The sequence below is a fragment of the Xanthomonas arboricola pv. juglandis genome (genome assembly GCF_001013475.1).
In the GTDB taxonomy this organism is placed as follows: domain Bacteria; phylum Pseudomonadota; class Gammaproteobacteria; order Xanthomonadales; family Xanthomonadaceae; genus Xanthomonas; species Xanthomonas arboricola.
This window is the reverse complement of sequence record NZ_JZEF01000007.1, coordinates 1-13365: the sequence shown is the minus strand read 5'-3', so window position 1 is coordinate 13365 and position 13365 is coordinate 1. Positions and strand designations below refer to the sequence as shown.

The following is a 13365-nucleotide window of genomic DNA, read 5'->3' as shown; positions in this document are numbered from 1 at the left end:
GAGGCCGAGACGGCCTTGCACGAAAACAAAGGCAGGCCGAAAAACGGCCCGCCGAGACAGGGAAGTATAGCTGGCAGGACGAAACTCCGTCAACTTCACGGAATTCTAACCCTGCTGGCCCATCCAAGGCCGGAAAACGGAGGGCCTCCTGCCCTCCTTTTCGCTTGGCTTACGGCGGTCTTGCGACCGCCGTCGGAGCGCTTACTCCTCGTCCGCGCCAGCGTCGGCCACGGCTGCGACCGGTTCGGCCGCCGTCGGCTTGCCCGACAGCGTTTCCATTTCCGAGTCGGTCAGACCCGACGACTTGCGACGTCCGGCGTGATACGCCAAACCGGTACCGGCCGGGATCAGACGACCCACGATCACGTTTTCCTTCAGACCGCGCAGGTTGTCGCGGGTGCCGCGCACGGCAGCCTCGGTCAGCACGCGGGTGGTCTCCTGGAACGAGGCCGCCGAGATGAACGACTCGGTGGCCAGCGAAGCCTTGGTGATACCCAGCAGCACCGGATCGTACTTGGCCGGCAGTTCGTTGCGCTTGACCAGGCGGGCATTTTCCTCGATGACGCGCTGGCGCTCGACCTGCTCGCCGTTGAGGAACTTGCTGGTGCCCTGGTCGGTGATCTCGACCTTACGCAGCATCTGGCGAGTGATCACCTCGATGTGCTTGTCGTTGATCTTCACGCCCTGCAGGCGGTACACGTCCTGGATTTCCTTGACCAGATACGCGGCCAGCGGCTCGACACCCAGCAGACGCAGGATGTCCTGCGGGCTCGGCTCGCCGTCCACCACGGTTTCGCCCTTGGTCACATGCTCGCCTTCGAACACGATGATCTGGCGGTACTTCGGGATCAGCTCTTCGTGTTCCGACCCATCGGTGTCCTTGATGATCAGGCGCTGCTTGCCCTTGGTGTCCTTACCGAAGCTGATGATGCCCGAACGCTCGGCCAGGATCGCAGGATCCTTCGGCTTGCGTGCTTCGAACAGGTCGGCAACGCGTGGCAGACCACCGGTGATGTCGCGGGTCTTGGACGCTTCCTGCGGGATCTTGGCAACCACGTCGCCCACGCCGACGGCGGCGCCGTCCTGCAGGTTGACAATGGAGCGCGGCGGCAACAGGTACTGGGCCGGCAGATCCGTATTCGGGATCGTCAGGTCGTTGCCCTTGCCATCGACGATGCGCACGATCGGGCGCAGTTCCTTGGCATGTGCACCGCGACGCTTCGGGTCGGTGATCTCGCGCGAGGCCAGACCGGTCAGTTCGTCGGTCTTCTCGATGACGGTGACGCCGTCGACGAAGTCGATGAAGCGGATGAAACCGGCCACTTCCGACACGATCGGGTGGTTATGCGGATCCCAGTTCGCCACGCCCTGCCCGGCCTTGACCGCATCCCCGTCCTTGGCGGTGATGGTGGCGCCGTAGGGCAGCTTGTAACGCTCGCGCTCGCGGCCATGGCCGTCGAGCACGGACAGTTCGCCCGAACGCGAGACCGCAACCAGCGCGCCGCTGGCGTGCGCCACCGACTTGAGGTTGTTGAACTTCACCGAACCGGTGGTCTTGACGGTGATGTTGTCCACCGCCGCCGCACGCGATGCCGCACCACCGATGTGGAACGTACGCATGGTCAGCTGGGTACCCGGCTCACCGATCGACTGGGCGGCGATGACACCGACCGCTTCACCGATGTTGACCTGGTGACCGCGTGCGAGGTCGCGGCCGTAGCAACGTGCGCACACGCCGAACGAGGACTCGCAGCTGATGGTCGAACGCACCTTCACCGACTGCACGCTGGCGTCTTCCAGCTTGGCAACCCAGGCTTCGTCCAGCAGCGTGTTGCGGGTGACGATCGGCTCTTCGTCGTTGCCCGGCAGGTACACGTCCTCGGCCACCACACGGCCCAGCACGCGCTCCTTCAACGGCTCCACCACGTCGCCGCCTTCCACGATCGGGGTCATGATCAACCCTTCGGTGGTGCCGCAATCGACTTCGGTGATCACCACGTCCTGCGCCACGTCGACCAGGCGACGGGTCAGATAACCCGAGTTCGCGGTCTTGAGCGCGGTATCGGCCAGACCCTTACGGGCACCGTGGGTGGAGTTGAAGTACTCCTGCACGTTCAGGCCTTCGCGGAAGTTCGCCTTGATCGGCGTCTCGATGATCGAGCCATCCGGACGCGCCATCAGGCCGCGCATGCCGGCCAGCTGACGGATCTGCGCCTGCGAACCACGCGCACCGGAGTCGGCCATGATGTACAGCGAGTTCATCGACTTCTGGTCGATGGTCTCGCCCTTGGCATTTTCGACCTTTTCGGTACCGATGGTGTCCATCATCGCCTTGGCGATGCGCTCACTGGTGCGCGACCAGATGTCCACGACCTTGTTGTAGCGCTCGCCGGCGGTGACCAGACCGGACTGGTACTGCTCCTGGATTTCCAGCACTTCGGCTTCGGCCTCGGTGAGGATGCCCTTCTTCTCGTCCGGGATCAGCATGTCGTCGATGCCGATCGACACGCCTGCGCGGGTCGCGTAGGCATAGCCGGTGTACATCAGCTTGTCGGCGAACACGACGGTGTCCTTCAAGCCCAGCAGACGGTAGCTGGAGTTGATCAGACGCGAGATGTTCTTCTTGGTCATCTCGGTGTTGGCCAACTGGAACGGCAGGCCTTCGGGCAGGATCTCGCTCAACAGCGCACGACCGACCGTGGTGTCCACGATCGAGGTGCCGCTGCTGCGCTTGCCGTCGGCTTCCACGTCCACCTGGGTGATGCGGACCTTGACCTTGGCGTGCAGTTCCACCACGCGGTTGTCGTAGGCGCGCTTCACTTCGCTGGTGTTGGCGAACACCATGCCTTCGCCCTTCTTGTTCTCCAGGGCGCGGCTCATGTAGTACAGGCCCAACACCACGTCCTGCGACGGCACGATGATCGGCTCGCCGTTGGCCGGCGACAGGATGTTGTTGGTGGACATCATCAACGCACGCGCTTCCAGCTGGGCTTCCAGCGAGAGCGGCACGTGGACGGCCATCTGGTCACCGTCGAAGTCGGCGTTGAACGCAGTACACACCAGCGGATGCAGCTGGATGGCCTTGCCTTCGATCAACACCGGCTCGAACGCCTGGATGCCCAGACGGTGCAGGGTCGGCGCACGGTTCAGCAGCACCGGATGCTCGCGGATCACTTCTTCCAGGATGTCCCAGACTTCGGCTTCTTCGCGCTCGACCAGCTTCTTGGCCGCCTTGATGGTGGTGGCCAGGCCGCGACGCTGCAGCTTGGCGAACACGAACGGCTTGAACAGCTCCAGCGCCATCTTCTTCGGCAGGCCGCACTGGTGCAGCTTGAGGTACGGACCGACGGTGATGACCGAACGACCGGAGTAGTCCACGCGCTTGCCGAGCAGGTTCTGGCGGAACCGGCCCTGCTTGCCCTTGATCATGTCGGCCAGCGACTTCAGCGGACGCTTGTTGGTGCCGGTGATGGCACGGCCGCGACGGCCATTGTCCAGCAGCGCATCGACCGACTCCTGCAGCATGCGCTTCTCGTTGCGCACGATGATGTCCGGCGCATTGAGCTCGAGCAGACGACGCAGACGATTGTTGCGGTTGATCACGCGGCGGTACAGATCGTTCAGATCCGAAGTCGCGAAGCGGCCGCCATCCAGCGGCACCAGCGGACGCAGATCCGGCGGCAGCACCGGCAGCACGGTCATGACCATCCACTCCGGACGGTTGCCCGATTCCAGGAAGGCTTCGATCAGCTTGATGCGCTTGGTAAGGCGCTTGAGCTTGGTTTCCGAACCGGTGCTGGCGATCTCCTCGCGCAGGCGGGTCATTTCCGACTGCAGGTCGATCGTGCGCAACAGCTCGTACACGGCTTCGGCGCCCATGGCGGCGTCGAAGTCGTCGTTGTACTCCTGGCGTGCGGTCAGGTACTGCTCTTCGGTCAGCAGCTGGCGGCGCTCGAGCGGGGTCAGGCCCGGCTCGGTGACCACGTAGGCTTCGAAGTACAGCACGCGCTCGATGTCACGCAGGGTCATGTCCAGCATCAGGCCGATGCGCGAGGGCAACGACTTGAGGAACCAGATGTGCGCGACCGGCGAGGCCAAGTCGATGTGACCCATGCGCTCGCGACGGACCTTGGCCAGGGTGACTTCAGTGCCGCATTTTTCGCAGACGACGCCACGGTGCTTCATGCGCTTGTACTTGCCGCACAGGCACTCGTAGTCCTTGATCGGTCCGAAGATGGCGGCGCAGAACAGGCCGTCCCGCTCGGGCTTGAAGGTACGGTAGTTGATGGTTTCGGGCTTCTTCACTTCGCCGTAGGACCACGAACGGATCAGGTCCGGCGATGCCAGCGCGATCTTGATCGCGTCGAAATCCAGCGTCTGGCGCTGTTGATTGAAGAGGTTGAGCAGGTCTTTCATTTGATATCTCCGGGTCGGAGGAATTTCGTAGCTGAGATGAAACCGAGGGCCTTAGGTTCCGGATCCCCGCACCGCAGCGCGGCGCAGGGATCCGTCTCGATCACTCTTCCAGTTCCATGTTGATCGCCAGCGAGCGGATTTCCTTCACCAACACGTTGAAGGATTCCGGCATGCCCGCGACCATCTCGTGCTCACCATCGACGATGTTCTTGTACATCTGGTTGCGGCCCTGCACGTCGTCGGACTTCACCGTCAGCATTTCCTGCAGGGTGTAGGCCGCGCCATAGGCTTCCAGCGCCCAGACTTCCATCTCACCGAAGCGCTGACCACCGAACTGCGCCTTGCCGCCCAGCGGCTGCTGGGTAACGAGCGAGTACGGACCGGTCGAGCGCGCATGCATCTTGTCGTCGACCAGGTGGTTCAACTTCAGGTAGTGCATGTAGCCGACCGTGGTCTTGCGATCGAACGCTTCGCCGGTACGACCGTCGTACAACTGGGTCTGACCGCTCTGCGGCAGTTCGGCCAGTTCCAGCATGCGCTTGATTTCCGCTTCGCTGGCGCCGTCGAACACCGGGGTGGCCATCGGCACGCCATCGATCAGGTTCTTGCCCAGGTTGAGCAATTCCTCATCGCTGAACTGCGACAGGTCCACGCGCTGTGCATTGATCGCGCTGTCGTGGTTGTAGATGTCGTCCAGGAACTTGCGCAGCTCGCTGACCGCCGCCTGGGCTTCCAGCATGCGCTGGATCTTGCGACCCAGGCCCTTGGCGGCCCAGCCCAGATGCACTTCCAGAATCTGGCCGATGTTCATACGCGACGGCACGCCGAGCGGGTTCAGCACGATGTCCACCGGCTCGCCGGTGGCCATGTACGGCATGTCCTCGACAGGCACGACATTGGAGACCACACCCTTGTTGCCGTGGCGGCCTGCCATCTTGTCGCCCGGCTGGATGCGGCGCTTCACTGCCAGAAACACCTTGACCATCTTCAGCACGCCCGGTGCGAGATCGTCGCCCTGGGTGATCTTGCCGCGCTTGTCGGCGAAGCGTGCTTCGAATTCCTTCTCGTGCGCCTGGATCTGCTTCTGCGCGCGCTCGATGGCGTCGGCTGCGTCTTCGTCCTTCATGCGCAGCTGGAACCAATCGGACTTCTTCAGCCCGTCCAGATACGCGTCGGTGACGTTGTCGCCCTTCTTCAGGTTCGGACCACCGTTGGCGACCTTGCCCACGATCTGCGAGCGCAGACGTGCGTAGATGGCCGCTTCCAGGATGCGGAACTGGTCGTCGAAGTCCTTCTTGACGCGCTTGATCTCGGACTCTTCGATCTGACGCGCACGCTTGTCCTTCTCGATGCCGTCGCGGGTGAAGACCTGCACGTCGATGACGGTGCCGTCCATGCCCGGGGGCACGCGCAGCGAGCTGTCCTTCACGTCGGACGCCTTCTCGCCGAAGATCGCACGCAGCAGCTTTTCTTCCGGGGTCAGCTGGCTCTCGCCCTTCGGCGTGACCTTGCCCACCATGATGTCGCCGGCACGCACTTCCGCACCGATGTACACCACGCCGCTCTCGTCCAGGCGGTTCAGCGCCTGCTCGGACACGTTCGGGATGTCGGCGGAAATTTCCTCCGGCCCCAGCTTGGTGTCGCGCGCAACGCAGGTCAGTTCTTCGATGTGGATCGTGGTGTAACGATCTTCTTCCACCACGCGCTCGGAGAGCAGGATGGAGTCTTCGAAGTTGTAGCCGTTCCACGGCATGAACGCGATCAGCATGTTCTGACCCAGCGCCAGCTCACCGATGTCGGTGGACGGGCCGTCGGCCAGCACGTCGCCGCGCGCGATCACGTCACCCACGTTCACCAGCGGACGCTGGTTGATGCAGGTGTTCTGGTTGGAGCGGGTGTACTTGATCAGGTTGTAGATATCCACGCCGGCATCGGTGCCGCCGCCGATTTCTGCCTCGTTGACCTTGACCACGATGCGGGCCGCGTCGATCTGCTCGATCACGCCACCACGCAAGGCATTGACGGTCACACCCGAGTCGCGCGCAACCGCACGCTCGATACCGGTACCGACCAACGGCTTCTGCGAACGCAGCGTCGGCACGGCCTGGCGCTGCATGTTGGCGCCCATCAGTGCGCGGTTGGCGTCGTCGTGCTCCAGGAACGGCACCAGCGCCGCGGCGACCGACACGGTCTGCATCGGCGAGACGTCCATGAAGTGCACTTCGGCCGGCGGCTTGAGCAGCGACTCGCCCTGGAACCGGCACGGCACGAACTGCTCGGTGAGCATGTTCTTGGCGTCGGTCAGCGCGTTCGCCTGGGCGATCACGTACTCGTTTTCCTCGATCGCCGACAGGTATTCGACGTCGTCAGAGACCTTGCCGTCCAGCACCTTGCGGTACGGCGTCTCGAGGAAGCCGTACTGGTTGGTGCGGGCGAACACGGCCAGCGAGTTGATCAGGCCGATGTTCGGGCCTTCCGGGGTTTCGATGGTGCAGACGCGGCCGTAATGGGTCGGATGCACGTCGCGCACTTCGAAGCCGGCGCGCTCGCGGGTCAGACCGCCCGGGCCCAGTGCGGAGACGCGACGCTTGTGCGTCACTTCCGACAGCGGGTTGTTCTGATCCATGAACTGCGACAGCTGCGAGGAACCGAAGAATTCCTTGATCGCGGCAGCCACCGGCTTGGCGTTGATCAGTTCCTGCGGAGTCAGACCCTCGGACTCGGCCATCGACAGGCGCTCCTTGACCGCGCGCTCGACGCGGACCAAGCCCACGCGGAACACGTTCTCGGCCATTTCGCCGACCGAACGCACGCGACGGTTGCCCAGGTGATCGATGTCATCGACCACGCCGCGACCGTTGCGGATCTCGGTGAGCACCTTGATCACTTCCAGGATGTCGGAGGTGTCGGTGTGCTCGGCGACCAGGCGCTTGGATTCTTCGTCGTTGCGCTCGGCAAAGTATTTCTTGTCGTACAGCACCGACTCGCCCAGCACGTCCTTGCGGCCGACGCGACGGTTGAACTTCATGCGACCGACGGTGGACAGGTCGTAGCGCTCGAAGGTGAAGAACAGATTGTGGAACAGGTTCTGCGCGGCTTCCTTGGTCGGCGGCTCGCCCGGACGCATCATGCGGTAGATCTCGACCAGCGCTTCGAGCTGGGTCTTGGTCGGATCGATACGCAGGGTGTTGGACAGGTACGGACCACGGTCCAGATCGTTCACCCACAGGGTGCCGACCGCATCGACGCCGGCCTTACGGAACGCTGCCAGCTGGTCTTCGGTGATCTCGTCGTTGGCATTGGCCAGCAGTTCGCCGGTGGAGCCATCGACCACGTCGTGCGACAGGATGCGGGTGAGCAGGTAGTCGTCCGGCACGGCCAACGCGGCAACGCCGGCGGCTTCGAGCTGCTTGACGTGACGGGCGGTGATGCGCTTACCCGCTTCCACGATGACCTTGTCACCATCGGCCAGGTCAAAGTTCAGCGTTTCGCCACGCAGACGCTCCGGCACCAGCTCCAGCTGCACGCCTTCGTCCGGATTGATATGGAACGTATTGATCTCGAAGAACTCGGCCAGCATCTCTTCGTTGCTGTAGCCAAGCGCGCGCAGCAGGATCGACACCGGGAGCTTGCGGCGACGGTCGATACGGGTGAACAGCGCGTCCTTCGGGTCGAACTCGAAGTCCAGCCAGGAACCGCGGTACGGAATGATGCGGGCGCTGTACAGCAGCTTGCCCGAGCTGTGGGTCTTGCCACGGTCGTGGTCGAAGAACACACCCGGCGAGCGGTGCAGCTGCGAGACGATCACGCGCTCCGTGCCGTTGACGATGAAGGTACCGTTGTCGGTCATCAGCGGGATTTCGCCCAGATAGACCTCCTGCTCCTTCACGTACTTGATGGCCTTGGTCGACGACTCGCGGTCGTAGATCACCAGGCGCACGGTCACGCGCAGCGGCGCGCCGTAGCTCATGCCGCGCTGACGGCATTCACGCTCGTCAAACACCGGCTGACCCAGCTTATAGCCCACGTATTCCAGCGCGGCATTGCCGCTGTAGCTGGAAATCGGGAACACCGACTTCAGTGCCGCGTGCAGACCGAGGTCCTTACGCTTGTTCGGCTCCACGTCTTCCTGCAGGAATTCGCGGTAGGAATCGACCTGGATGGCAAGCAGGAACGGCACTTCGAGAATCGAGCGCTGCTTGCCGAAGTCCTTGCGGATACGCTTTTTTTCGGTGAACGAATAAGACGTCATGAGTCTTCACCCTAGGCTGCGGGGGCCGCGTCGCGGCGGCCCTGAAATAACAAAATTGTCAGTTGGAAGTCGCTGGTATTGCCGGCACCAGCACGCCTTCTCCCGCTACTTCCAACTACCAACTCGGTGAGGCCGGGAATCGGGAATGGAGAAATGGGAATCGGATGAGCACGCGATGTTGCATTTGCGATTCCCCAATCCCGATTCTCGATTCCCGCCCGAAACGGCCAAAGGCCGGGAGCTTTACGCTCCCAGCCTTCAGTGCATCACCATGAAACGCTGGCGATGCAAGATGCTGCTTACTTGACTTCGACCTTGGCGCCGGCTTCGGTCAGTTCCTTCTTGATCTTCTCGGCTTCGTCCTTGGTGGCGCCTTCCTTCAGGATGCCGCCGGCTTCGGTCAGATCCTTGGCTTCCTTCAGACCCAGGCCGGTCACGGCGCGGACGGCCTTAATGACGCCGACCTTGTTGGCGCCGCAATCAACCAGCACCACGTTGAACTCGGTCTGCTCTTCGACCACGGCGGCCGGGCCAGCTGCAGCGGCAGCGACCGGAGCGGCGGCGGAGACGCCGAACTTTTCTTCGATGGCCTTGACCAGCTCCATCACTTCCATCAGGGACTTCTCGGCGATGGCGTCGACGATCTGTTCGTTGGTAAGGGACATTGTGATTACCTTTAAATGATTTTCTGGATTGGGGTTCTAGCGAACGCTAGGACATCAAGCTTCGGCAGTCTCGGCGACCGGCGCGGCGGCTTCGTCGCCACCACCCTGCTTGTCGCCCACGGCCTTGACGGCACGGGCAAACATGGCAGCCGGTTCGGACAGCACGCGGGCCAGCATGGCCAGGGCCTGATCGCGGGTCGGCAGCGAAGCCAACACGTCGACGTGGCCAGCCGGGAACAGTTCCCCGCCGATGGACACGACCTTGGCCTGCAACTTGTCGTTGCCCTTGGCGAATTCCTTGATCAGGCGACCGGCAGCGCCGGGCTCCTCCATCGAAAACGCATACAGCAAAGGACCGACCAGCTTGTCAGCGACGACAGCGAAATCAGTACCTTCAACGGCGCGCGCAGCCAGGGTGTTCTTGACAACTTTCAAGAACACGCCGGTTTCGCGTGCCTGCTTGCGCATCGCGGTCATCTGGGAGACCGTGATGCCAGCGTATTCTGCGGCGATCAAGGAGTGAGCCTTGGCGGCGATGTCTGCCAGCTCGGCGACTACTTCTTGCTTCTGAGACAGATTGAGAGCCATTGCACTCCTCCGTTAAAGCTGGGATTCGGAATTGGTGATTGGGGATTCGCCAGAGCCGTGAAGCAGCTTGCAAATCCCCAATGCCGAATCCCAAATCACAGCTTCAAACTACTCCGCTCGCGGCTCCTGCCGGTTGCGGTCCAGGGCAGCCTCCTTCCTGGAAGCCGGGAACATCGACCGATGTTCCTTTGGTGGCCGTTCTAGACCTGGAGTGGGCTCGATCCGGGATGTCCCAGACGCGCGTAAACCAGAAAGCTCCAGAAGGGCGACACCATCTACGCCGGCCGGCTCTTGCGAACCTGATTAAGCGATCCCGCTGCATCGACGGCGACTCCCTGCCAGTGCGAGCATCCATGCCCGTCGTCGATCTGCGCTGACCGCGCCTGCGGTCTTTGACGGCTACCGCCGGACATGCCGACGATCGCCTTCAAAATGTCCGTTACCCCAAAGGAGGGAACGGACTCCCAGCACACGGTGACCCGGGCCGGAAAAACAATGCTGTACTACACCGACGGGTCAGGCCCATGACAGGCCCGACCCCTCAACTCACTTCAGCGCAAGGCTGGACTGGTCGACGGTCACGCCAGGGCCCATCGTCGAGCTGACCGACACCTTCTGCAGGTAGGTACCCTTCGAGGTGGCCGGCTTGGCCTTGATCAGGTCCAGCAGCAGCGCCTGCAGGTTCGACTTCAGCGCTTCGTCATCGAAGCTGGCCTTGCCGATGGTGCAGTGGATGATGCCGGCCTTGTCGGTGCGGTAACGCACCTGACCCGACTTGGCATTCTTGACCGCTTCGCCCGGGTTGGCCGACACGGTGCCGACCTTCGGGTTCGGCATCAGGCCGCGCGGGCCCAGCAGGGTGCCGAGCTTACCGACGACGCGCATCGCGTCCGGGGTGGCGATGACCACGTCGTAGCTCAGATCGCCGGCCTGCATCTTCTCGGCCAGGTCGTCCATGCCCACCGCCTCGGCACCAGCGGCCAGGGCTTCGTCAGCCTTGGCACCGGCCGGTGCGAACACGGCAACGCGCACGCTCTTGCCGGTACCGGCCGGCAGCACGGTCGAACCGCGCACCTGCTGGTCGGACTTCTTGGCGTCCACGCCCAGGCGCACGGCAACGTCGATCGACTCGACGAACTTGGCCTTGGTCACGGTCTTCAGGATCTTGATTGCGTCTTCGAAGGCATAGGTCTTGCCCGGAACGACAGCGGCCGCAATGGCCTTAACGCGCTTGCTCTGTGCCATGTCTTAGCCCTCCACCGTCAAACCCATGCTGCGGGCAGAACCCGCAATCGTACGCACTGCCGCTTCCAGCTCGGCCGCCGTCAAATCGGCTTCCTTGACCTTGGCGATCTCTTCCAGCTGCTTGCGCGTCACCTTGCCCACCTTGTCGGTGTTGGGGCGCTTGGAACCGGAAGTCACGCCTGCAGCCTTCTTGAGCAGCACGCTGGCCGGGGTGCTCTTGGTGATGAAGGTGAAGGTACGGTCGGAGTACGCAGTGATAACCACCGGCGTCGGCAGACCCGGCTCCAGCTTGGAGGTCGCTGCGTTGAACGCCTTGCAAAATTCCATGATGTTCAGACCGCGCTGACCCAGGGCAGGGCCGACCGGCGGCGCAGGATTGGCCTGACCGGCCTTGACCTGCAACTTGATGTAAGCAGTTATCTTCTTTGCCATTTCGATACTCTCCGGGTGCTAGCGCCTTGACTGCAGGCTCCCCATCAGACCGGGAAATCACGTGTCCCGGCTTCACGTTTCTGACCACACGCAGATGGCTGCCATGCGGCAGCCATTGGTTCCCGGCGGTTCGCCAGGTCAGCGAGCCGCGCACTATAACAGCATTCAAGGCGGGCGCCTAGACGGCGCCCGACCGGCGTCAGCCCTTCTCGACCTGGCCGAACTCGAGCTCGACCGGCGTGGAACGACCGAAGATGAGCACGGCAACCCGCAGCCTGCTCTTCTCGTAATTGACCTCTTCCACCACGCCATTGAAGTCGTTGAACGGACCATCGGTGACGCGCACCATCTGACCCGGCTCGAACAGCACCTTCGGACGCGGCTTCTCAACGCCGTCCTGCACACGTTGCAGGATCGCATCAGCCTCTTCGTCGCGAATCGGCAACGGACGGTCAGCGGTGCCGCCAATGAAGCCCATCACCTTGGAAGTTTCCTTCACCAGGTGCCAGCTTTCATTGTCGATGCGCGGAATACCGGCCTCTTCGTGGGTCTCGATCTGCACCAGCACGTAGCCGGGGAAGAATTTGCGCTCGGACCGGCGCTTCTGGCCGGCGCGCATCTCGATGACTTCCTCGGTCGGCACCAACACGTCGCCGAAACGATCTTCCATCTCGGTACGGGCGATGCGGTCGCGCAATGCCTGCGCAACGGATTTTTCGAAGCCTGAATAGGCGTGAACGACATACCAACGCTTCACTGCTTGATTCTCCTTAACGAGCCAGGAACCACTGCGTGAGCTTCTGGATGACGAAGTCGAAGCCGCCCAACAGCAAACTCAGAATGATCACAACAACAATCACGACCCAGGTCGTGCGAATGGCTTCCTGGCGCGTCGGCCAGACCACCTTGCGCAACTCAAACCTGGATTCGGACATGAATTCACGGGTTTCCCGGCCTTTGCCGGTTCCCAAAAATACGAATGCGCCCGCCACCAACCCCACGATCACGGCCAGCGCACGCAACTGCGGCGTCCAGGCTCCGAACTGGGTGGCGCGCTCGGGCGCAGAAAACCAGAACCACACAAACAACCCCGCGATCACCAGAAGCGCGGAGATGACGTATTTCACGATATCAGCGCTGGCAGCAGACGCGCTTTTGGAAGGCTCGATTTTGCTATTCATCCGGCTCTAGTTACCGATCTGACCCGAATCGCTGGGCCGGAAAGAGGAGTGGCACGCCAGGAGGGACTCGAACCCCCAACCTGCGGTTTTGGAGACCGCTGCTCTGCCAATTGAGCTACTGGCGTATGTACTCGTTTACTGCAAACCCTAAGACAACGAAGGCGGACCGCGGTTCAGCCGGCCCGCCATTCGTTTGAATCCAGCCGCCACGAGGCGACTGGACGCAGGCACTTACTTGATGATCTTGGCAACCACACCGGCGCCGACGGTACGACCGCCTTCACGGATGGCGAAGCGCAGACCTTCGTCCATCGCGACCGGGTTGATCAGGGTCACGACCATCTTCACGTTGTCGCCCGGCATCACCATCTCCACGCCTTCCGGCAGCTGGCAAGCGCCAGTGATATCGGTGGTGCGGAAGTAGAACTGCGGACGGTAGCCCTTGAAGAACGGGGTATGACGGCCACCCTCGTCCTTGGACAGCACGTAGACTTCGGCTTCGAACTCGGTGTGCGGCTTGATCGAACCCGGCTTGCACAGCACCTGGCCGCGCTCGACGTCGTCACGCTTGGTGCCGCGCAGCAGC

The 13365-nt window shown here is 62.5% G+C and carries 9 protein-coding genes and 1 tRNA gene; all 10 read right to left on the bottom strand.

Translation table 11 applies throughout. From position 1 onward, the window contains the following. Positions 1-201 precede the first annotated feature (201 nt). Complete coding sequence (rpoC, locus tag XARJCFBP2528_RS20965; RefSeq protein ID WP_016900676.1) at positions 202-4416, bottom strand: DNA-directed RNA polymerase subunit beta'; 4215 nt, start codon at positions 4414-4416, stop codon at positions 202-204. A gap of 100 nt (positions 4417-4516) precedes the next feature. Further along, a complete protein-coding gene (rpoB, locus tag XARJCFBP2528_RS20960; protein ID WP_016900677.1) occupies positions 4517-8668 on the bottom strand; it encodes a DNA-directed RNA polymerase subunit beta in 4152 nt (1383 codons plus the stop codon). Between the two features lie 299 nt (positions 8669-8967). After that, positions 8968-9333 carry a 50S ribosomal protein L7/L12 gene (rplL, locus tag XARJCFBP2528_RS20955; RefSeq protein ID WP_016900679.1) on the bottom strand — a complete coding sequence of 122 codons (366 nt, stop codon included), beginning with the start codon at positions 9331-9333 and terminating at the stop codon, positions 8968-8970. 54 nt (positions 9334-9387) lie between these two features. Continuing rightward, entirely contained in the window at positions 9388-9921 is a 534-nt protein-coding gene (gene rplJ / locus XARJCFBP2528_RS20950; protein ID WP_016900680.1) for a 50S ribosomal protein L10, read from the bottom strand. Positions 9922-10467: 546 nt separating this feature from the next. Next, the gene (rplA, locus tag XARJCFBP2528_RS20945; protein WP_016900681.1) at positions 10468-11166 is read right to left on the bottom strand and encodes a 50S ribosomal protein L1; all 699 of its coding nucleotides are present in this window, start codon (positions 11164-11166) and stop codon (positions 10468-10470) included. A gap of 3 nt (positions 11167-11169) precedes the next feature. Continuing rightward, positions 11170-11598, bottom strand: coding sequence for a 50S ribosomal protein L11 (gene rplK / locus XARJCFBP2528_RS20940; protein WP_016900682.1), 429 nt, complete (start codon positions 11596-11598; stop codon positions 11170-11172). Positions 11599-11797: 199 nt separating this feature from the next. Further along, positions 11798-12355, bottom strand: coding sequence for a transcription termination/antitermination protein NusG (gene nusG, locus XARJCFBP2528_RS20935; protein ID WP_016900683.1), 558 nt, complete (start codon positions 12353-12355; stop codon positions 11798-11800). Positions 12356-12368: 13 nt separating this feature from the next. Then, a complete protein-coding gene (gene secE / locus XARJCFBP2528_RS20930) occupies positions 12369-12779 on the bottom strand; it encodes a preprotein translocase subunit SecE (RefSeq protein WP_016900684.1) in 411 nt (136 codons plus the stop codon). Positions 12780-12828: 49 nt separating this feature from the next. Beyond that, positions 12829-12904, bottom strand: a tRNA-Trp gene (locus tag XARJCFBP2528_RS20925). Between the two features lie 106 nt (positions 12905-13010). Next, positions 13011-13365 (bottom strand): EF-Tu C-terminal domain-related protein (locus XARJCFBP2528_RS20920; RefSeq protein ID WP_047125064.1); only part of this gene is annotated, 355 nt, incomplete at its 5' end.

Coding starts and splice junctions, on each gene's coding strand:
- rplL (WP_016900679.1), bottom strand. CDS start 9,333: ATGTCCCTTACCAACGAACAGATCGTCGACGCCATCGCCGAGAAGTCC.
- rplJ (WP_016900680.1), bottom strand. CDS start 9,921: ATGGCTCTCAATCTGTCTCAGAAGCAAGAAGTAGTCGCCGAGCTGGCA.
- secE (WP_016900684.1), bottom strand. CDS start 12,779: ATGAATAGCAAAATCGAGCCTTCCAAAAGCGCGTCTGCTGCCAGCGCT.
- rplK (WP_016900682.1), bottom strand. CDS start 11,598: ATGGCAAAGAAGATAACTGCTTACATCAAGTTGCAGGTCAAGGCCGGT.
- rpoC (WP_016900676.1), bottom strand. CDS start 4,416: ATGAAAGACCTGCTCAACCTCTTCAATCAACAGCGCCAGACGCTGGAT.
- rplA (WP_016900681.1), bottom strand. CDS start 11,166: ATGGCACAGAGCAAGCGCGTTAAGGCCATTGCGGCCGCTGTCGTTCCG.
- rpoB (WP_016900677.1), bottom strand. CDS start 8,668: ATGACGTCTTATTCGTTCACCGAAAAAAAGCGTATCCGCAAGGACTTC.